This window comes from Moorena sp. SIO3B2, assembly GCF_010692525.1.
GTDB lineage: Bacteria > Cyanobacteriota > Cyanobacteriia > Cyanobacteriales > Coleofasciculaceae > Moorena > Moorena producens.
In genome coordinates, this window is the sequence record NZ_JAAHHE010000032.1 from 1 (window position 1) to 19,708 (window position 19,708).

The window sequence follows — 19,708 nt, forward strand, 5'->3', positions numbered from 1 at the left end:
TTGATGATATTCGGGATTTACTAGATCGGCACTTTCAGCGCCTTACCTCCACAGAAAAGGAACTGATGTACTGGCTAGCTATCAATCGGGAACCCATTTCTCTTGAAGAACTGCAAGAAGACTTTGTCTGTTACCTATGCGCTACTGATATTTTAGAAGCTGTAGGGTCTCTACAACGGCGGTCATTGATTGAGAAAACTTCGACTGGGTTTACCCAACAACCTGTAGTCATGGAATACATGATTAATCGACTCATCGAGCAGATTCCTGAAGAGATTATTAGTCAAAATATCGCTATCTTCCGCACTCACTCCCTAGTCAAAGCCAGCGCCCCTGACTATGTTAGGGATGCTCAATTCTGTCTGATTCTCGAACCGATTATTGAGAAATTACTCTCTAGTTTTGGTTCTACAAAAAAGCTGGAAAACCATCTCGTGGAAATCCTATCAATGCTGCGCTCCCCGACTCCTGGGGTTAAAAAATCTACTCTCCAGATGGGATATGTCAGTGGTAATACTATTAATTTACTGAGTCAATTACAGATTGATTTAAACGGCTATGACTTTTCTGGTCTGACAGTTTGGCAAGCCAACCTACAGGGACTGACATTACACAATGTCAATTTCGCTGGCTGTGACTTGGCTGGCTCAGTGTTTACTGAAACCCTAGGGAATATGTTATCAGCAGCATTTAGTCCAGATGGGAGGATGTTGGCAATTTGTGATACAGATTTTCAGATTCGCCTATGGCATGTGCAAACTGGTAAACTACTGGTAATCTGTGAGGGTCACACTAATTGGGTACGCTCTGTTGCGTTTAGTCGGGATGGTAAAACCTTAGCCAGTGGTAGTGCTGACCATACCGTCAAGTTATGGCAAGTCAGTGATGGCAGCTGCTTGCAAACTTGTACTGGACATACTGATGAAGTGTTCTCAGTTGCTTTTAATCCTCAAGGTAATACCCTGATTAGTGGTAGTAGCGACCACACCGTAATACTCTGGGATGGTGACACGGGTCAATGCCTCAACAGGTTTACTGGACATACCGGTTGTGTGAGATCAGTTGCGTTTAGTACTGATGGCAAAACCCTAGCCAGTGGCAGTGATGACCACACTGTAATACTCTGGGATGCTAGCACTGGTAGTTGGGTTAGAACTTGTACTGGACATACCAGTGGAGTACGCTCAGTTGCTTTTAGCACTGACGGCAACACCCTAGCCAGTGGCAGTAATGACCACACTGTCAGACTTTGGAATGCTAGGACTGGTAGCTGTGTTAGTACTCACACCGGACATAGTAGTGGAGTCTACTCAGTGGCTTTTAGCACTGATGGCAAAACCCTAGCTACTGGTAGTGGCGACCATACTGTCAGGCTATGGGATTACCACACTGGTATTTGCCTGAAAACCTTGCATGGACATACTAATCAGATCTTTTCTGTGGCGTTTAGTCCTGAAGGTAACACCCTAGTCTGTGTGAGTTTAGATCAAACTGTCAGACTTTGGGATTGGGGCACTGGTCAATGCTTGAAAACTTGGCAGGGACATACTGATTGGGTATTTCCAGTGGCTTTCAGTCCTGATGGTAAAACCTTGGCAAGTGGCAGTAACGACAATACAGTCAGACTATGGGATTATCATAGCGATCGCTGTATCAGTATTTTGCACGGACATACTGCTCACGTGTGTTCAGTGGCCTTTAGTACTGACGGTAAAACCGTAGCTAGTAGCAGTAGAGACGAAACTATCAGGCTTTGGGATATCAAGACGGGAAAATGCTTAAGGATTTTGCACGGACATACTGATTGGATCTATTCCGTCACTTTCAGCGGTGATGGGAAAACCCTAGCCAGTGGCAGTGCTGACCAAACGGTGAGGCTTTGGGATGAGCGTACTGGTGACTGCGTCAGCACTTTGGAAGGACATACTAATCAGATCTGGTCAGTGGCTTTCAGTAGTGATGGTAAAACCTTGGCCAGTAGCAATACTGACCAAACGGTGAGGCTGTGGGATGTTAGCACAGGGGAATGCTTGAAAACGTTACAGGGACATGGTAATCGGGTCAAATCCGTCGCTTTCAGTCCTAAGGATAATATCCTGGCCAGTTGTAGTACAGACGAAACGATACGCCTCTGGGATTTGAGTACGGGTGAATGCTCTAAACTATTACGGGGACACAACAATTGGGTCTTTTCCGTGGCATTCAGTCCCGATGGCAACACTATCGCTAGCGGCTCTCACGACCAAACTGTCAAGGTGTGGGATGTTTCGACAGGGGAGTGCCGCCACACTTGCACCGGACATACCCATCTAATCTCTTCTGTTGCCTTTAGTGGGGATGGTCAAATTGTAGCTAGTGGCTCTCAAGACCAAACGGTGAGGCTTTGGGACACTAAGACGGGCAAGTGCCTGAAAATTCTCAGAGCTCCCAGACTCTACGAAGCGATGAATATCACTGGAGTGACAGGATTAACTGAGGCACAGAAAGCAACCCTGAAACAGTTGGGTGCGATCGCATAAATAGGCAATGCCATTAATTGTGCCTAGGTACTTACTTTGAAATGCGGAATGTGAGCCGAAACCCAATCCTCCTGCTGAGAATTGGGATTGGTTTCAATAAGAGCGATCTAGAACATTGCTAAGTCGTGGAGGACTAAAGGTTATGGAGCTTTGGCATGGGGCAGACTGGTGCAAGCAAGACCATCTTTGTTCCCATCTAGACGGAAACGATCATCTCCAAAGTAGTTAAACACAGCCTGTGCCTCTTCCTGAGTCTTAAAATCCGAGCAGTTACAATCGGAATTCACACAATCGGGAAGCTCAAAAAGATTGGCTGTATCAGTTTCAGGCTTGCTTTGAACAGCAGGTTTCAGAGTAGCCATTAGTGTAGGAGGGCTATACTCAGTGCTTTCTTTAGACGCAAAAACGATATAGGCATCTGGGGCTTTATATTCTGCACGATTGATCAGAATAGTCACTATGTCATCAGTATCACCTTTGATGAAATCTAGTAACTCAGGTGAGTTAAAGCTAAAAGAATCTCCTGTCGCTATAGAAGCTGCAGGGAGTTTCCCTAAGTAAGTTGTTTGGTTTGAGAGAAATAAATTGGTAGAGTAAGTATCATTACCCGGCGCGTTATTCCAAGTGGTTTTGGTTTCAGACCAATTTTCGTCTACTCCATCATTCAAGCCATAAAACTCAATAGATCCTTTGGTGTTGGGAAGGTTTATCGTACTCAAATTCAGGCTCACATCATCAATACCATCATTCAGCTCACTGAGATCAAATCGGAGGTAAGTTTTGCGGCTATAAGAGACGGTGTTATCAAGCTTGACGACTAATTTACCGTTTGTTCCATTATTCTTACTAGAGTAGGAACCACCTCGGATAAAGGTGTCTGCTCCATTGCCCGCTGCTGTAGTAATTAGTTGAAGATTGCCAGTGATTGGTGCTACTTGGGGGTTTTCTACATTTTGTATGCTCTCGCTTTCAGCGTTAACCATGGCTTGGCTTGGAGCGGGGAAGAGCATCACGGAAGGAATTATCAAAACCGCGCTCAGCAGAAAAGCCCATAGACTTCTGAGAGATAATGGTACCATGTTACGTTGTTGTAATTGCGTTAACAATAATGGTGCATCTATACTATAGAGCAATCCTGGGGGGCGACATGTAAGCTGAAATCCTTAGAGCTAATTTATAGCGTAAATCTTAAGAGCTCAAATCCTTACCCAAAATCCCTCTGTACTTGATTAACTCTTGCCTCTAGCATGCATGCCTCTTGCCTTTCCTTAAGGAAGTATGTTCACAACTCAAATCAAAATGCTATATGCCTAACCCATTTCCAGGGATGAATCCCTACCTTGAACAACCGGAATATTGGTCGGATTTCCACAATCAATTGCTGGCAGCTTTGGCTAGAGCATTAATTCCTAAACTGCTACCTAAATATCGGGTGGTTACCGATAAGTGGGTTTATAAGATTGCTGGCTCAACGAAGATTGCCATTGGTAGACCAGATGTTACGGTTCAACAAAGCCGAGATGCTTCAGTCGCAATGGCTACAGCAGTTGCGGTATCTGAACCGTCAGTTCAACCGATTAAGGTAGCTGTTCCTTTACGAGAAGAAGTGCGACAATCCTACATCGAGGTTAAAGATGTAGCCACCAAGGAAGTGGTAACAGCGATTGAAGTGATCTCCCCTGCCAATAAACGAGGAGAAGGGCGTCTTAAATACGAAGCCAAACGCCAGCAGATTTTGGAGAGTATGACTCATCTGGTAGAAATTGACCTGTTGCGAGATGGGGAACCCTTGCCTGTTTCTAACAGCAGTAATCCGAGTCATTATCGGATATTAGTCAGTCGTTCTAATACCCGTCCCACTGCTGACTTGTACCTTTTTAATTTAAGCGATCGCATTCCCTATTTTCGGCTTCCCCTGCTTCCTGGGGATACGGAACCAATGGTAGAATTACAGACATTGGTGGATCAGCTGTATGACCAGTTAGGCTACGAGTATTTTATTGACTATAGCACCAGTCCGCCATTCCCTTGGTCGGAGGATGATGTGGCATCTTGGGTAGGAGATCGTCGATAAAATTTGTGAATCAGGACAAAAATAAGTTCTCGACTGTATCAAGCCATAGCTCATTAGCCTCAAAATATAGTAAGCTTTTTAGAGCCCATGTCGCCCCTAAAGCTATCTAAGTCTTAAAAGCGCTTCCCCAACATAAGAATCTGTTGGGTATTTCTTGCTAGTTCAGTCCCATCACCATTACGCCAGTATAGATCTTCTCCAACATATGATATAGCAGTCGAAGCAAAGCTTAGGACATAATAGTCAAAAAGCTAAATAGCCAGGATTTGTTAATAAATTAATCAAATGCCAGTTCCTTACAGTTTTAATAAAAAAAGTGATTAGTGCTATCGACGATGGCATGGTAAAAACTCAAGCTAGTCGTTTATTTAAAATTAGCCGAAATACAATTGATATCTGGTTAAAAAAGAGAAATGAAACAGGATATTATAGGCCAAAAGAGGGTTATCAAAAGGGATATAATCCGAAAATAGCTGATTTGGAGAGATTTAGTAAATTTGTCCAATCTCATGGTAGCTCAACTCAGAATGAAATGGCAGAAGCATGGTCAGAAAAGATGTAAGTATTCAGCTATCAGCTATCAGCTATCAGCTATCAGCTAATGCGCACGCTACTTGAGGTGCTACAGATGGTGCTTTTGAATAAGCGATGCAGAGGTGCGACCCGTGGCGAATTTAATTACGGGTCAAACGCACCATTACGGTCTTGGGGAGGCAGAGGTGCGACCCGTGGCGAATTAAATTCGCCTACGGAAAACGCACCATTACGGTCTTGGGGGTTCCCCCCATGACCGCGCTGCCGTGGTTTCCCCCACTCGCGCTTGGGATCAAGACAACAGGTAAGCATTGGAATAATGCTGAGTTACTTTAGCTGACGGCTGACGGCTGACGGCTGACGGCTGACGGCTGAATGCTTACGAAAAGATTAGTGATAGGACTTTTGGTATTGCCTTAAAAAAAATCGGTTATACCCGAAAAAAAAACTTACGGTTATCGAGAAAGGGATGAATAAAAAAGGCAAGAGTTTCTAGAAAAAATTTCTAAAAAGAAGCCAGACAAGCTAGTTTACATAGCGGTGCGACCGTGAGGTTTCCAACTCCTAGGTCGCCGCTCCGCGAACGCCTAGGTCACGCGCACCAAGAGAGGATAAAAAATTCGATAATTAGTTGAATCAGCCGGTTGTTAACTTCAGGTGCTACCCAAGGGCGCGAGGAATTGCTCGCGCCCTTGGAGGCGCGCACCTTACTATTTGCCCCCCTATTCTCCTGATTTAAAGAAAATAGAACATTATTGATTTTCGATTAAAAATCGAGTGATAAAATAAATAATTACTATCGAAAAATTTCGTATTAAGAGTTGATTTGGCTGTTTATTTAACGTCCTAATCTATACTTATACGGCTATAAAATATGATAGTTTAATTCAGAAAATATTTGTCCAAATTCCGGAATTATTGCTATTTTTATTACGTCAAACTCAGGTAATCATCCCGTGGGTTGGTTGTTGCAGTTTAGTTTTTACCAAAAAAGCTCTGCTATGATGATTTTCCAGATAAAATAGTGATAAAATAGTTTAATTTAATGCACATTAAAGATGCTGATGAGCCCAGAGGGCAGCCTGAGTGCGATCGCGAACATCCAACTCACAGAAAATATTAGTTAGATGATTTTTAATCGTGCCTTCGGTCAGATTAAGGGCGGCTGCAATTTCTCGATTGCTTTTACCTTGTCCCAACAGCTTCAGGATCTGTAGTTCCCTCTGATTGAATTGAGCATGATAATCTGTTTTTTCCCGTTCAGGTTGGGTATTATTCAGTTGAGAAAACACCTTTGGAGCGATGGTAGGACCTAATTGGCTGTATCCCTGATGCAAACTACGAATGGCCGCTGCCACCTTAGGTGCTGGAGTACTTTTAAGCAAATATCCCAACGCCCCAGCCTGAAGAGACTGGAACACATAGTCATCATTGTCAAAGGTGGTTAAGACCAGAATCCGAATCCAGGGGTAGCGGGTATGGATTTCTCGGGTTGCTTGCACGCCATCGCAGATGGGCATCCGCACATCCATCAAGATAATGTCAGGCTGTAACCTCTCCGTGAGGGCAATGGCCTCTTCACCGTGATTGGCTTCACCCACCACCTCGAGATCATCCTCCAGGGACAACAGTGCCGCCAGTCCCTGACGAAAGATGGGTTGATCATCAGCCAATAGAAGTCGAATCATCGTGGTATCCTAATCTGAATACAGCTGCCTTGTCCCGGTGTGCTATCTAATTGTATCGATCCGCCTATCAGCTGAACTCTCTCCTGCATACCCCTGAGGCCAAAACCCTGGGTGGGTTTAGCAATATCAAAGCCAATACCGTCGTCCTTTAGCTCAAGGATAACCGCATCAGCCGAAGCATATCCCTTGAGGTGAATAACCTGGGCTTGACTGTGTTTGCGGATATTTTCCAATCCTTCCTTAACCACACAGTAAAGCTGATGATTGGTTTGTAACGGCAGCTGGGGCAAATCTATTTTGCTTTTAACCGTTATGGATGGGTTGGATGTAAAAGATTCCAGCAGCTGTGGCAGGGCCTTATTGAGATCAAAGGTCTCTTCTCGCATGGTGGTCACTGCCCGACGCACTTCTTGTAAGGATTGGCTGGCCAGCAGTTTGGCCGTGTCTAACGCTGGTTGAAGCTGATTAGAGTTTCGTTCGTAGAGTCGTTGTGCTAATTCTAGCTGCACATCAAGGGAGGTCAAAGTATGCCCCAATGAATCATGAATATCGCGAGCAATGCGGGTGCGTTCTAAATCTGCGGCTAGCAATTCAACTTCCTGAGTTAAAGCGATTGCTTGCTGACGACTCCTGTACTCAGCCACTAAGCTTAAACAAAGCAGCGTAATTAGCACACTCAGAGAAATATAGACTACAAGTTCAGTGAAAATCAGTTGCGCAATAAATACTTGGGGAGTCTCTTGAAGGGTTTGTAGGTTTTTTTCAAAGCGAGCTTGCTGCTCTGCAATCGGTTTTGAGAGATCAGTTAGTAAATCATTCGTTAACCGCCACGCAAAACCTACATGCCAGGTAATGCCGACTAAAACAACCGTGATGATCACGTCCCGACGACGCAACAGAAAACAGCTTTTGGCTAAGTATAGAAAGACAAAGAGACCGAGACCGGCATCACTAAAGATTATTGTCACCAACACACAGGAAATTCCGGCAAAGACATAAACTCGTCGCTGCCACATGGGGCGACGGATTGGAAAGAAAAAGCTCAGAATGGCCAAAACTCCCAATACACAAAAGCTTATTAGGTAGTCACTGCCCTTGGTCTCGTTGGACAATGATTTATTCAGGATGAGGAACAGCAATAGCAGGATGGTCATGATCAAACATGCCCATTCCAGATAGCGCAGGATTTTAGGAATTGAAGGATTAATGGTGGAAACCTGAGGAGTTGTCCGAGCTGACATCAGCTTACCTAATGCTTATGACTGCTTCTACAGCTTATGAAACTTATGGATAAATTTCCATGACAAACGTCATGTATCCATATGACCTTTCGCTATAGTCAGTTTGAAATGGCCTGTTTAATATTGAATTATAAGCAACTCTTCAGAGGATACGGTTTGTCATGAAACAATTTCAATTTGGTGCAGGTTTGATGATGTCTATTAGTTTGATGGGTTTTAGCCTTGGCAATCCACCGCTGCCCCTAACGGCAAAAACTGCTAGCGCTGCTGAAAGTCAGACCGCTGTAGCACCGTTACTTCAGCGGGAACTATTCTTTGGCGATCCAGAGATTACGGGTGCCCAGCTTTCCCCCGACGGTCAGTTTCTGGCCTTTCAAAAACCTCTAGACGGCGTGATCAATGTGTGGGTTAAGGGCATCAATGAACCGATGGAAGCTGCTCGTCCAGTCACGGCTGATGCTGAAAGCCCAATTATAATTTACTTTTGGAGCGCCGATGGTCGTTACATTCTCTACGGCCAGGATAAAGGGGGCAATGAGAATTTTCACATTTATGCGGTTGAAGCTAAATCTTTAGGTGAGACTAGCCCGGTAACCCGCGATTTAACCCCTGTAGAGGGGATTACGGCCAGTATATATAGCGTTCCTAAACGGACTCCCAACCACATCATTATCGGTCTTAACGAGCGCAATCCCCAGTTTCATGATGTCTATCGTTTGGATTTGACAACAGGCGAGCGGACGCTGTTGATTCAAAATGACGATAATATTGCCCTCTGGACAACGGATTTAGACGGTAATGTGCGCATCGGCTATCGCCAAACCCTGGAAGGGGGGCATGAGATTCTGGCGGTGCAAAAAGATGGATTAACACCTGTTTACACCTGTCGAATTGAAGAAACCTGTGTCCCCATTCGCTTTCATAAAGATGGCCAACGGGTGTATCTGATCAGCAATCGGGATGGGAATTTAATCCAGTTAGAGCTGCTTAATCTCGAAAGCCAACAGAGTCAGGTCGTGGAAGTTGATCCTGAAAACCAGGTGGATTTTGGGGGTGCAGTGTTTTCACAAGCGACTGATGAGTTGATTGCTACCTCCTATATTGGCGATCGCATCCGCATCTATCCTCAAAACGACAAGATAGCGGCTGATCTAGCCTTTCTGAAACAACAACTGCCCGACGTTGATATTGTGTTGCAATCCCTTACCCTGGATGATCGCTTTGCGTTGATTGGAACCCGGAGCGATGTGAATCCCGGGTCTACTTATCTATTTGATCGTAGTACTCAAACCCTGGAAAAACTCTACGATGATCGGCCAGAGCTGCCCAGGGAACATTTGGCCACCATGCAGCCGATCCGCTATACAGCCCGTGATGGTCTAGAGATTCCAGCCTATCTGACCCTGCCCCAGGGGGTAGACCCAGTGAACTTACCGGTGATTGTCATGCCCCACGGTGGACCTTGGGGACGAGATATGTGGGGGTACAAGCGGTTTACCCAGTTTCTGGCTAATCGCGGTTACGCCGTTCTCCAACCCAACTTTCGAGGGTCTACTGGCTATGGTAAAGCTTTTCTCAATGCCGGTAACAACGAATGGGGCACGGGTGCGATGCAGCATGACCTGACGGATGGCGTGCAGTATCTGATTGATGCAGGGATTGCCGATCCCGAGCGTGTGGGAATTTTTGGTGTCTCCTATGGAGGCTATGCCACCCTAGCTGGTTTGGCATTTACACCAGATATCTATGCCGTTGGCGTATCCTATGTGGGGCCATCGAATCTGATTACCTTGCTCAAGTCAATTCCCCCCTATTGGGAATCGATGAAGGCTACCTTTGCTCTGCGGCTGGGAGATCCGGATGATCCGAGCGATCGCTCCCGTCTAAAAGCCCAGTCACCCCTGTTTTCCGCCGACCAAATTCAGGCCCCACTAATGGTAATTCAAGGAGCCAAGGATCCCCGGGTTAAGCAAGCGGAATCGGACCAAATTGTGGCCGCATTGCGAGATTTAGGCCGACCGGTGGAATATTTGATTGCCCCCGATGAAGGCCATGGTTTCCGTAAGGAGATCAACTCGCTGGCCATGACAGCTGCATTAGAGAAGTTTTTAGCTGAACACCTGGGCGGACGTTACCAGGCTGAGATGTCTGAAGACGTACAAGCTCAACTAGAAAAATTAACTGTTGATATTGACACTGTCACAGTTAATGAATCCGGTGAGCCTGAGATTGTTGAGCTTGACCCAGCAATTTACAACCGCTATGTGGGAACCTACCAGTTACTCCCTAATATGCAGATCGCTATTCGAGTCGAGGAAGAACAACTACTCGCCCAAGCCACAGGGCAGGAAGCGTTTAGCCTTTATGCTGTTTCAGAAACTAAATTCTTGGCTCAGGTTGCAGATATCACGATTCAATTCAATTTGTCAGCAGATGAAACGGTTGACGGATTAACACTTTATCAAGGGGGTCAGGAATTGATTGCATCCAAGGTGAAGTAATTGAATAGATTGAGATTGGGGGCACACTCCTGTGTGTCCCGTGCAGGATTGCTGACGATACTAACGAGGAGCCTCTAGTTATGGAAACAGAAACGATTCAACGTACTACAAGACAAGTATTAACTCAGGCGGCAGCAGGTGCGGCTGCCGGATTACTGGCGGGCATCGCTATCATGTCTATCTATCGATGGCTTTGGCATGTAGAGATATCTTTGAATACAATAATGCTTTTAAGCATAGGCTTCTCCATTTACTGTGGAGTTTTATCTGCTTGGCTAGGGAAAAGATTCTGGAATTTACTCGGTACCTTTATCAGCTCTATCAGCTGATATTTGGTGTGAGGCAAGGCTCCCTTAGAGGAAACGGTTAAGGGACTCACCCTTGATCAGGCGGGTCAGGAATTGATTGCCCCTAAGGTGAATTAGTGCTATCCATTTAGTTTAAGCGATCGCATTCCCTCTTTTCCGCTTCCCCTGCTTCCTGGGGATACCGAACCAATGGTACAATTACAGACATTGGTGGATCAGCTTTATGACCAGTTAGGCTACGACTATTTTATTGACTATAGCAGCAATCCACCATTGCCTTGGTCGGAGGATGATGTAGAATCTTGGGCAGGATGTCGCCGATAAAATTTTTGAATCAGGACAAAAATTAACAGAAAGATAAATGTTCGCAGATTGCCCAACCTTTTTTATCCTTACTCAATTATCCATTAAGCGATCGCGACTTATATAAACTCCCCAAAATCCCAATGTAATTACCCGAAGTGACTTCTTTATCTTCTGCTCCCTCGTTATATCTCAATTGCCAGGATTAACGGTTATGTCAAGTCAACTAGACCCCCTACTGAAGCTAATAGTTCCACCATCTTTGGACCTCAAAGTAAATCACCAACAGTTTGAACAATTAGCCACTGCTAACCGAGACCTGAGATTAGAAAGAACTGCCCAAGGAAAATTGATTGTGAATCCACCAACAGGATGGGAAACCGGTAAAAGAAATCTTAGTATTACCAGGCAATTAGGAAATTGGTATGAGGAAAACCCAGAAAAAGGAGAAGCATTTGACTCTTCTACCGGATTTGAACTTCCCAGTGGCTCGAATCGTTCCCCTGATAGCTCTTGGGTGTCACGTCACCGCTGGGATGCACTCACCGAGGAACAAAAACAAACGTTGTCTTGATGCAGTCGCTCATGGGGGAAACCCCCAAGACCGCGCTGCATCGCTCCCTAAAGTTTGTCCTGATTTCGTAATTGAGTTGCGATCAAAGTCTGACAGTCTCAAGGAGCTACAAGCAAAAATGCAAGAATACATTGACAATGGCTTGCGCTTAGGTTGGCTGATTGACCCTCAGAATCGACGGGTTGAAATCTATCGGTCAGGACAAAAAACTGAGGTTATAGATAATCCCAACGAGTTATCTGGAGAAGCGGTGCTTCCCGGTTTCAAACTTAAATTACAAGGAATTATAACCTGATTTGTTGGGAGCATGTCCTGGAGGTGCGCCAAAGGCGATCGCAGCAGTTTGATTAGGTGCGATTCTCCTAGGAGAATCGCAAACCAAAATCGTTTTATAATGTAGAATTATACATTCTAAATTCTAAATTCTAAATTCTACATTCTGCCCTCCTTCAAGCACAATCGTTGTCTTGATGCAGTCGCTCCAATAACTCCTTCGGAATAGTCTCAAAATCCTCCAACAAAAAATCCATAATCGCCAGATGGCGCAAGTGACCAGCAGTGGGAGGGTAACAGCGACGACTGGTGGAAAACCAGCCATTAACCGTGTGAACGGAACAAGAGCAGATCAAAGCTATATCTTCGTGAGTCAAGTCCCACTTTTGGTAAAACCGTTGGGGTGTCATACCCAATTGGCAGTAACTGTACAGTAGAATCAAGATTTGCTCTCGCTTCTTGATGCAGTCGCTCATGGGGGAAACCCCCAAGACCGCGCTGCATCGCTCCGTGATCGGATAGGGATAGATATTTTCATCCCTCGGCTCCGTCTGTTGTCGAAGCTGTTCAAGACGCTCCATCGCTTCGTGATAATCGATGGGATGATGAACGAATTGTTTTTTTGGCATTATTATAGAATTACCTAAACTGTGGTTTGGGAAAGAGCCGCGCTTGTCGTTGACACCCGCAAAGCGCGGCTCTTTTTGGTATGTTTATATTATAAACATTGGCTATGGTTGTTGTCAAGTATAAAATAAAAAAAATCAGGATAATTTATATTTTTTTAATAAATATTTACAATTTTATAGTTATAATAGTAACAAGTTTAGCTAATAGCTGAAATCGGTAATAAAGCAAAAGTAAAAGTAAGTTATAAACTATTATTTATCAGTTATAAGCTAATGCGCTACGCGCACGCTACGCGAACACCTTTTGAATAAAAGAGGTAAGCATTCGTTTAATGCTGAGTTAAATCCCAGCGTCGTTCGCACAGCGTGGCCAAAGGCCTTTCGCTGACGGCTGACGGCTGACGGCTGTTCGCGTAGCGTGGCCAAAGGCCTTTCGCTGACGAATTCTTGATAAATTATTGATTTTCCGGGATTAGCCTTTGTCCCAGGTTAGGGTAGTAAAGAAGCAGTTAGGAGAGTTTACGATTATGGAATCCCATGATTTTTTGATGTTAGTTCTGTTACTAAGTCCTGGTATGTTGCTTTCAGCAGTGATCATGCTCACTTTTGCTGCTGGTGGCTAAGCTCGACAAAGTCTAATCAACTAGTCTCTAGCTATAAAATTAATCAAGCCGTGGGAGATACAGTTAATTGCCTTGGCTTGGGAGAAATATCTGAGTATTTCTATCAAGAGTATTCCTATCAAGCAATAATCCCACGGCACCTTCAAGCTTTAGTGCTGGAGTTGTTAAATTTCCCGGATCACGGTCTGACCATCCTTAACTTCTCCAACTAGAACCAGATCGGTAACCCCAACAAATAAACCATTTTCCAGAACACCAGGAATATTATTGATAGTTTTTTCTAGCTCAGCTGGGTTATCAATGGCGTCAAATTTAACATCAACGACCATATTCCCTTGATCCGTAATCACTGGTCCAGCTTTTTTGACCCCCATGCGCAGTTCCGGTTTACCCCCTAGCTTTTGAATAGCATTCATAACTGGTGTGATTGCCATCGGGATAACTTCTACAGGCAATAGGAAGGTAGACCCCAAGTTTTCAACTATTTTAGTGCTATCCACCACTACGATAAATTGTTTGGCCAGGGAATCTACAATTTTCTCACGGGTGTGGGCAGCGCCACCCCCCTTAATCAAATTTTTCTGGGGATCAACTTCGTCAGCACCATCAATCGCTACATCAATGTGATCCACTGCATCGAGGGTAGTCAAAGGAATGCCGTACTGTTTCGCCAAGACTTCTGCCTGGAAAGAGGTGGGGATCCCTACAATATCCTTAATTTCTCCAGAGTTTAAGCGATCGCCTAAAAACTGAATTGCATAGGCAGTCGTTGAACCAGTGCCTAGCCCCACAATCATTCCCGACTGCACCCGCTTGGCAGCTGCTTTGCCAACTTCCTGTTTCATTAGCTTAATGGGGTCAATTTCTGCACTCATAACAACGTTAGTGGTTAGTGGTTAGTGGTTGTTAGTGGTTAAAACTTAAGTTTTAGTTCACAACTGATAATTGTAAATCGATTGGGTAACAGACGATCCAAAATTACCTGATCTCCCTTTTAAATGACCATAAACCTATCGGGATTTGGCACTGATCATGAACCAAAAAAAATAAAAGACTCTCTGTCTGCCAGAATGAGTCAGATATCGAACTATTGAAGTAGTATTATCAGCAGTACTATCAGCAGACTGGTCAAACCCAGGCACTTGGTGATTAGATCTTTTATTGAGAAATTATAATAAGCCCACGCCTCCCTGACGGGTAGGACGTAGGGCTAATCTTACCAGAATTGGTAATGGAAATCAGTTAGATGTATCCCAACTTAAGAGTTAGTGGTTTGAGCCGATAACAGTTCTTTCAGCTTTGCCAATTCCTTAGCCCAACGGGGATCGGGTTGAATTCCACCGGGGTCAGATGTAGTCTGTTGATGCTTACGCTTATTAGACTTATTCTTGTTGTTGTTACGGCGAGGGGGAGGATTGTTGCTGGTAGATGAGGTTGATGCCTGATTGGGTTTTTCTTTCTCCTTAGATGGTTCTTTCTCTTGATTCTTAGATCGTGGCAGGGCTTTTTCAATTTTCAAGGCAGTATCCTTGAACATAAGACCATTGAACTTTTCAATGAATTGATCAGCCTCCTCATCCGTTGACACTGTGACGAAGCCAAAGCCCCGACATTTACCAGTTTTACGATCTTTAATCACTTTTGTGCTAAAGTTGTCACCGGCTTCAGCAAAAATAGCTTGCAGCTCATCACGGTTTACTTCTTCTTTAGGTAAGTTACCTATGTACAGACGAATAGACATTTAGAGATACCTCCGGGCTATAACAAAAAAAAAGGAAAAAATTGTTGACACCAGTCACTAGGGTGGATAAGGAGAAATTTGAGCGACGAACACTTACCACGTCTAGACAATCTTCTGACGTACCTTACCAACCTCAACTGAACAGACGGATGCAGTAAAATCAAAACTCCTATATACCACATGTTCGGAGCTACTACGACCCACACGTTGACCTCTGGTTTACCATTAGCTCCGATTCTAGTTAACAGTTTTTTACTTACTCTAATCTAATTATTACAGAATGTTTACACCATATCATGGACATAATCAAACATTCAGTCGGTTAGTGATTATAACATTGTATATTCCCAGATGAAAGTCTTAAGCTCTAAAAAATAGGTTGTGATGCCTTCCGATAAATTTCGTCACCAGTTACGTCTTGAAGCACAACAATGGCAAACAGAAGGGTTGATTGATGCTGGCCTATACGCTCAATTAGCGGAACGCTATCAATTTAGTGACCTGGAAGTAGCGGCCCGTAATCGATTCGTCGTAATTTTGCTAGTACTAGGCAGTCTTCTCTTAGGCTTGGGCATGATCACCTTTGTGGCAGCCAACTGGCAAGCCTGGTCTCGGTGGTTGAAAGTGACCTTGCTTCTGAGTGTCTTCTTCGGGATCAACATTGCTGGCTTTTATCTATGGCGAGACCCAACCCAAGGTAGGCATTGCCGTTTGGGACAGGGTTTATTACTTTTAGGAGCCCTGACTTTAGGAGCCAATATAGCACTGATGTCCCAAATGTTCCACCACAGTGGACCACTCTATCAGTTATACCTGATTTGGGGATTAGGAGTCTTAGCCATGGCTTATAGCCTACGCTTGACCCGATTAGGGATGCTGGCAATGGTCTTGATTGGGTTAGGGTATGTGCGAGGAATCTCCCAGCCAGAATTTCTAGCAATCACAGAGTTGTCTTGGCTAAGGCTAATCATACAACATATGCCAGTGTTTGCGGGTTTACTGTTTATTCCCCTGGCTTACTGGTGCCGTTCACGATGGATGTTTCGCTTAAGTGCGATCGCAGTAGTTGCTGGCCTGGAATGGAACTTGATCAACTTCGAGCTATGGCCTTATCCCGGTTGGATTGCTGCGATCGCATGCGCCCTACCACCAGCCTTGTTATGGTCATACGGGGATTTCCTGGGAACAATTCAGCCCAACCTCCAGGAATTTAATTGCACAGCCCGCACCCTTGGGATCACTTTCCTCAGCCTATCATTTTATTTTTTGTCTTTCCACGTGTTATGGGATAGTTCACCATCAGTCAAACCCCTAGTTGACGTCACCTCAATACTCTTGGAACCTGCGGTGATTGATAGTGTCATTTTAGGTAGCTTAACGATCTGGGCGTGGATAAAACTGTTGCGTCGAGTGGACTCAACAACTAAGGTTGTGGCTACTATGATTGTGATCAGCGCCCTAGTTCCCTATTGGCATCTCAGTATTGGTATTCTACCCATATTAGCCGTATTCATCTTCAATCTGCTTTTATTCCTAATCGTCATCGGTTTAATCCGCGCCGGACTAGCAGAGGGGAAACGAGGTTTATTCTGGGGTGGCATGGTGCTACTGACGCTGCAAATTTTGACCCGGATGCTGGAGTACGATACTGGTTTATTAGTCAAATCCATAGTCTTATTCCTCTGTGGGCTAGGTATTATTGGTGCTGGACTATGGTTTGAGCGCTATTTGAAGTCTGAATTATGATTTATGAATTATAAATTATGACTTATGAGCATTAATTCTGAGTATTCCCGTCCTATACCAAGCTGGCGATTCTGGGTACCTCTTTTATTTCAAACCGCACTAATTATTACTGTTCCCACCCAGGCAATTTACACTACACTAACTGGCATTACTGTCATTCTCCAGACAGCGCCAGTAGACCCTTACGAACTTTTGCGAGGCTATTCCCAAACTCTAAGATACGATATCTCTAATCAGGACAACTTACGCAATCTTCCTGGCTGGCAAAAATTACCTAAGCAACAACCTAATGGCAACAAGGTAACCTTTATCAAGCCTGGTACCCGTTTTTACGTAATTTTAGAAGCACCAGACTCATCCAACTCCACTGAACTACCAATAGCCTGGAAACCAGTAGCCTTAAGTGCCAAATTCCCTTCCCGACTACCAGCTAATCAGATTCCCCTCAAAGGTGTTGCTAAATATGGCTCGATTGAATACGGATTGGAAACTTATTATATGCCAGAAGACCAACGGGAACAAATTAATGAAGAATTAAATAGTGCTAGGCAAGAGAACTCTAACCTACCGATATCACCACCACCAATTGTGATGGAAATTAAGGTGGATGCTCAAGGGAATGCTTTACCAATCGGAATCTGGGCGCTAGTAAGTAAAGATTCTCAACAGCAGATTCGCAAGTATCGGTTTTAAGAGGGAATCGGGAATCGGGAATCGGGAATCGGGAATCGGGAATCGGGAATCGGAAACAGGGAATCGGGAACAGGGAATCGGGAACGGGGGAAAGAGTGTAATTCACATTTAACCCTACCCTACACCGAATCGCTTTGGGCAAACAACCTTCACCCCTGACTGCCTGACACAAGTGCTTCAAAGCTAGATTATGCCGAGGTTATGGGATGCAGGTTGTGAGGGGACGGCTCCAGACAAGTAGTGGAAAAGAGCGATCGCAAGATTTGAGTATAATGCTTAAATTTTTATAACGCCTCATCTTATTTAGAAACAAAAAGGATATAAATTCCTATGGATACTTGAGTCAAATGTACTTTGCATCAAACGATATAAGGTTACTTATGACTCATGATCAATAATTTTTAGATATATCTGGATAAAATAGGTAGCAGGATGAAAGTTTTCCGTGTTTCGCAAGTTTCTGTAATTAAGGTAAGTGAGTCTCCCCTTGTACTCAGTATTCAAGCAGATGGGCTTGCTGCCACTTCTGGCTGGACAAATCCCCGGTTAGACAACTCAGCAGACCCCAATCCAGATGATTCTGTCCTAGAATTCAGTTTTGATGCTGATAAACCGTCAGGTATTAGTCTTCCAAGACTGACGCCAATCACGGCTTGTGTTGACTTTAAACCTACCAATGGTGCAGATGCGGTAATTGTTTCTGCCCGAATCAATGGTATTACGGTTCACGCTGCTGAGTTCCTCAAGCCTGGCGAGTCAAGCCCTCGACCGACGACATTGGCAGTAGGAGAAGAGGAACCTACGACACTAGCATTGGGAGAGGAAAACCCTCAAGTTACTACACAGGCACTAGGAGAGGAAGAACCTCAACCGACTACACGGGCATACGGAGAGGAAGATCCTCGATTTACTACACAAGCTCAACCAACTACACAGGCACTAGGAGAGGAAGAACCTCAACCAACTACACGGGCATACGGAGAGGAAGACCCTCGATTTACTACACAGGCAATAGGAGAGGAAGGACCAACAACTCTAGCATTGGGTGAGGAAGATCCTCGATTTACTACACAAGCTCAACCGACTACACAGGCAGTAGGAGAGGAAGACCCTCAAGTTACGACACTAGCAGTAGGAGAGGAAGTTCAACCGACTACACAGGCATTAGGAGAGGAAGCTCAACCGACTACACAGGCAGTAGGAGAGGAAGCTCAACCGACTACAAAGGCAGTAGGAGAGGAAGCTCAACCGACTACACAGGCAATAGGAGAGGAAGGACCAACAACTCTAGCACTGGGTGAAGAGAGTAGTCCATTTGGTTGGTACTAATGATTAAATCAGCAGATGGTGGATGTTTGCTTGTTGCAGGTGGGGAGTTAGATCCAAATCTGACTCGGTTGATTGAAGTTGCTCAAGGTCAACAAGTCCCGATTTGCGATTTACGCCATGGGCAAGAAGAAAGTCCGAAATTTTCATGGCATCTTACCCAAAGGCATCCCAGAGTTGAGGCTCCAGTTCTGTCTGTAACCGGAGCTTTTATTCGGTATGACGTTTTTGGTAATATTAACGCTCCGAAGTCTGGGGCATCACAACGGGCATCGGGTTGGTATCAAACCTTCTATGGTTGGTTGCTATCCCAAAACCATATCCGGTTGTTCAATCGTCACCATGTTCCTGCAGTTGGCAATAAGCCAGCAATGCTGATCCTAGCGCAACAGTTAGGTTTGCAAACCCCTGATACTTGGATCACTAACGAAGCTGAGGAATTGGGAAAATATTCTGCGGGGAGTGCGATTGCTAAACCCGTTGCTGGGGGTGATTTTTGTTATTCCCTAGAGCAATTGTACTCCTCTATCCAGTTTCGTAATGGTTGTGCTGCGATGCCAGCCATTGTCCAAAATCGTTTAGTAGCGCCAGAAGTACGGATCTATGTGGTAGGGAATCATGCCTTTGCTTTTGAAATCCGTAGTCAGCATCTAGATTATCGGGTTAAACCAGATGCTGAGGTGATTCCACTCGAAACAGTTCCCCAAGAAGTAGAGTTGCTACGCAAATTAATGGTCGCTTTACAGATGGATTTTGGGGCGGCTGACTTCAAAACCGATCCACACACCAAACAACTTGTATTTTTGGAACTCAATAGTTCTCCAATGTTTGTTAGGTTCGATCAAGTTTTGAATGGAGCGCTATGTGAAGCAATGATTGAGACTTTAGTAGTTTCTTGACGATTAGGTCAGCGAAGTTTTGCTTTCGATTTCTAG

Annotated in this window: 16 protein-coding genes and 4 pseudogenes; 12 read left to right on the forward strand and 8 right to left on the reverse strand. The window is 44.6% G+C overall.

Features of this window, described 5'->3' with window-relative positions:
- A partial coding sequence (locus tag F6K38_RS10605) for a WD40 repeat domain-containing protein (protein ID WP_287356581.1) occupies positions 1-2,519 on the forward strand: 2,519 nt, incomplete at its 5' end.
- Between the two features lie 140 nt (positions 2,520-2,659).
- On the opposite strand, the gene F6K38_RS10610 is transcribed toward F6K38_RS10605, so the two are convergent.
- A complete protein-coding gene (locus tag F6K38_RS10610) occupies positions 2,660-3,598 on the reverse strand; it encodes a CBM96 family carbohydrate-binding protein (RefSeq protein WP_137985426.1) in 939 nt (312 codons plus the stop codon).
- Positions 3,599-3,825: 227 nt separating this feature from the next.
- On the opposite strand from F6K38_RS10610, the gene F6K38_RS10615 reads away from it, so the two are divergent.
- Both F6K38_RS10615 and F6K38_RS10620 read left to right on the forward strand, forming a co-directional pair.
- The gene (locus F6K38_RS10615; protein ID WP_071104053.1) at positions 3,826-4,593 is read left to right on the forward strand and encodes a DUF4058 family protein; all 768 of its coding nucleotides are present in this window, start codon (positions 3,826-3,828) and stop codon (positions 4,591-4,593) included.
- A 280-nt stretch (positions 4,594-4,873) separates the two neighbouring features.
- Positions 4,874-5,152 (forward strand): annotated as a pseudogene (locus F6K38_RS10620) (IS630 transposase-related protein); the annotation flags it as partial.
- A gap of 119 nt (positions 5,153-5,271) precedes the next feature.
- On the opposite strand, the gene F6K38_RS10625 reads toward F6K38_RS10620, so the two are convergent.
- Positions 5,272-5,439: a hypothetical protein gene (locus tag F6K38_RS10625; RefSeq protein WP_154659821.1), complete on the reverse strand. Its 168-nt coding sequence runs from the start codon at positions 5,437-5,439 to the stop codon at positions 5,272-5,274.
- Positions 5,440-5,510: 71 nt separating this feature from the next.
- On the opposite strand from F6K38_RS10625, the pseudogene F6K38_RS44135 reads away from it, so the two are divergent.
- A pseudogene (locus tag F6K38_RS44135) lies at positions 5,511-5,664 on the forward strand (IS630 family transposase); the annotation flags it as partial.
- Between the two features lie 515 nt (positions 5,665-6,179).
- On the opposite strand, the gene F6K38_RS10635 reads toward F6K38_RS44135, so the two are convergent.
- Positions 6,180-6,815, reverse strand: a complete 636-nt coding sequence (locus F6K38_RS10635) for a response regulator (RefSeq protein WP_008185384.1) — start codon at positions 6,813-6,815, stop codon at positions 6,180-6,182.
- Positions 6,812-8,056 carry a sensor histidine kinase gene (locus F6K38_RS10640; protein WP_044493487.1) on the reverse strand — a complete coding sequence of 415 codons (1,245 nt, stop codon included), beginning with the start codon at positions 8,054-8,056 and terminating at the stop codon, positions 6,812-6,814. The genes F6K38_RS10635 and F6K38_RS10640 overlap by 4 nt, the downstream gene beginning before the upstream one ends.
- A 161-nt stretch (positions 8,057-8,217) precedes the next feature.
- On the opposite strand from F6K38_RS10640, the gene F6K38_RS10645 reads away from it, so the two are divergent.
- From F6K38_RS10645 to F6K38_RS10660, 4 genes and pseudogenes are all read left to right on the forward strand, one after another.
- Positions 8,218-10,557, forward strand: coding sequence for an alpha/beta fold hydrolase (locus F6K38_RS10645; protein ID WP_008185381.1), 2,340 nt, complete (start codon positions 8,218-8,220; stop codon positions 10,555-10,557).
- 80 nt (positions 10,558-10,637) lie between these two features.
- Complete coding sequence (locus F6K38_RS10650; protein WP_008185379.1) at positions 10,638-10,886, forward strand: hypothetical protein; 249 nt, start codon at positions 10,638-10,640, stop codon at positions 10,884-10,886.
- 108 nt (positions 10,887-10,994) lie between these two features.
- Positions 10,995-11,189, forward strand: a pseudogene (locus F6K38_RS10655) (DUF4058 family protein); the annotation flags it as partial.
- Between the two features lie 193 nt (positions 11,190-11,382).
- Positions 11,383-12,037, forward strand: a pseudogene (locus F6K38_RS10660) (Uma2 family endonuclease).
- Between the two features lie 154 nt (positions 12,038-12,191).
- On the opposite strand, the gene F6K38_RS10665 reads toward F6K38_RS10660, so the two are convergent.
- The 3 genes from F6K38_RS10665 to F6K38_RS10675 all read right to left on the reverse strand — a co-directional run bounded on the left by F6K38_RS10665 (position 12,192) and on the right by F6K38_RS10675 (position 15,008).
- On the reverse strand, positions 12,192-12,644 hold the full coding sequence (locus tag F6K38_RS10665) for a hypothetical protein (protein WP_287252222.1): 453 nt from the start codon (positions 12,642-12,644) through the stop codon (positions 12,192-12,194).
- 787 nt (positions 12,645-13,431) lie between these two features.
- The gene (gene rpiA, locus F6K38_RS10670; protein WP_287263188.1) at positions 13,432-14,142 is read right to left on the reverse strand and encodes a ribose-5-phosphate isomerase RpiA; all 711 of its coding nucleotides are present in this window, start codon (positions 14,140-14,142) and stop codon (positions 13,432-13,434) included.
- Between the two features lie 383 nt (positions 14,143-14,525).
- Positions 14,526-15,008, reverse strand: a complete 483-nt coding sequence (locus F6K38_RS10675) for an RNA recognition motif domain-containing protein (RefSeq protein WP_287263187.1) — start codon at positions 15,006-15,008, stop codon at positions 14,526-14,528.
- Between the two features lie 384 nt (positions 15,009-15,392).
- Between F6K38_RS10675 and F6K38_RS10680 the strand changes: the two genes are divergently transcribed.
- Together F6K38_RS10680 and F6K38_RS10685 are read left to right on the forward strand one after the other, a co-directional pair.
- Entirely contained in the window at positions 15,393-16,754 is a 1,362-nt protein-coding gene (locus F6K38_RS10680) for a DUF2157 domain-containing protein (RefSeq protein WP_008184419.1), read from the forward strand.
- A 24-nt stretch (positions 16,755-16,778) separates the two neighbouring features.
- The gene (locus tag F6K38_RS10685) at positions 16,779-17,447 is read left to right on the forward strand and encodes a GDYXXLXY domain-containing protein (RefSeq protein ID WP_008184416.1); all 669 of its coding nucleotides are present in this window, start codon (positions 16,779-16,781) and stop codon (positions 17,445-17,447) included.
- On the opposite strand, the gene F6K38_RS10690 is transcribed toward F6K38_RS10685, so the two are convergent.
- Complete coding sequence (locus F6K38_RS10690) at positions 17,353-17,628, reverse strand: hypothetical protein (protein ID WP_287252230.1); 276 nt, start codon at positions 17,626-17,628, stop codon at positions 17,353-17,355. The genes F6K38_RS10685 and F6K38_RS10690 overlap by 95 nt on opposite strands.
- Positions 17,629-17,879: 251 nt before the next feature.
- Here F6K38_RS10690 and F6K38_RS10695 point away from each other — a divergent pair, with 251 nt between their 5' ends.
- Positions 17,880-18,776 (forward strand): hypothetical protein, encoded by an 897-nt coding sequence (locus F6K38_RS10695; protein ID WP_008184414.1) that lies wholly within the window; start codon positions 17,880-17,882, stop codon positions 18,774-18,776.
- Complete coding sequence (locus F6K38_RS10700; protein WP_008184413.1) at positions 18,776-19,672, forward strand: ATP-grasp domain-containing protein; 897 nt, start codon at positions 18,776-18,778, stop codon at positions 19,670-19,672. Before F6K38_RS10695 ends, F6K38_RS10700 begins: the two co-directional genes overlap by 1 nt.
- Positions 19,673-19,708: the final 36 nt, after the last annotated feature.

What these genes read in the sequence shown, in the direction of transcription:
- F6K38_RS10610 (WP_137985426.1), bottom strand. Translation starts at nt 3,598, where the DNA reads ATGGTACCATTATCTCTCAGAAGTCTATGGGCTTTTCTGCTGAGCGCG.
- F6K38_RS10615 (WP_071104053.1), top strand. Translation starts at nt 3,826, where the DNA reads ATGCCTAACCCATTTCCAGGGATGAATCCCTACCTTGAACAACCGGAA.
- F6K38_RS10625 (WP_154659821.1), bottom strand. Translation starts at nt 5,439, where the DNA reads ATGCTTACCTGTTGTCTTGATCCCAAGCGCGAGTGGGGGAAACCACGG.
- F6K38_RS10635 (WP_008185384.1), bottom strand. Translation starts at nt 6,815, where the DNA reads ATGATTCGACTTCTATTGGCTGATGATCAACCCATCTTTCGTCAGGGA.
- F6K38_RS10640 (WP_044493487.1), bottom strand. Translation starts at nt 8,056, where the DNA reads ATGTCAGCTCGGACAACTCCTCAGGTTTCCACCATTAATCCTTCAATT.
- F6K38_RS10645 (WP_008185381.1), top strand. Translation starts at nt 8,218, where the DNA reads ATGAAACAATTTCAATTTGGTGCAGGTTTGATGATGTCTATTAGTTTG.
- F6K38_RS10650 (WP_008185379.1), top strand. Translation starts at nt 10,638, where the DNA reads ATGGAAACAGAAACGATTCAACGTACTACAAGACAAGTATTAACTCAG.
- F6K38_RS10665 (WP_287252222.1), bottom strand. Translation starts at nt 12,644, where the DNA reads ATGCCAAAAAAACAATTCGTTCATCATCCCATCGATTATCACGAAGCG.
- rpiA (WP_287263188.1), bottom strand. Translation starts at nt 14,142, where the DNA reads ATGAGTGCAGAAATTGACCCCATTAAGCTAATGAAACAGGAAGTTGGC.
- F6K38_RS10675 (WP_287263187.1), bottom strand. Translation starts at nt 15,008, where the DNA reads ATGTCTATTCGTCTGTACATAGGTAACTTACCTAAAGAAGAAGTAAAC.
- F6K38_RS10680 (WP_008184419.1), top strand. Translation starts at nt 15,393, where the DNA reads ATGCCTTCCGATAAATTTCGTCACCAGTTACGTCTTGAAGCACAACAA.
- F6K38_RS10685 (WP_008184416.1), top strand. Translation starts at nt 16,779, where the DNA reads ATGAGCATTAATTCTGAGTATTCCCGTCCTATACCAAGCTGGCGATTC.
- F6K38_RS10695 (WP_008184414.1), top strand. Translation starts at nt 17,880, where the DNA reads ATGAAAGTTTTCCGTGTTTCGCAAGTTTCTGTAATTAAGGTAAGTGAG.
- F6K38_RS10700 (WP_008184413.1), top strand. Translation starts at nt 18,776, where the DNA reads ATGATTAAATCAGCAGATGGTGGATGTTTGCTTGTTGCAGGTGGGGAG.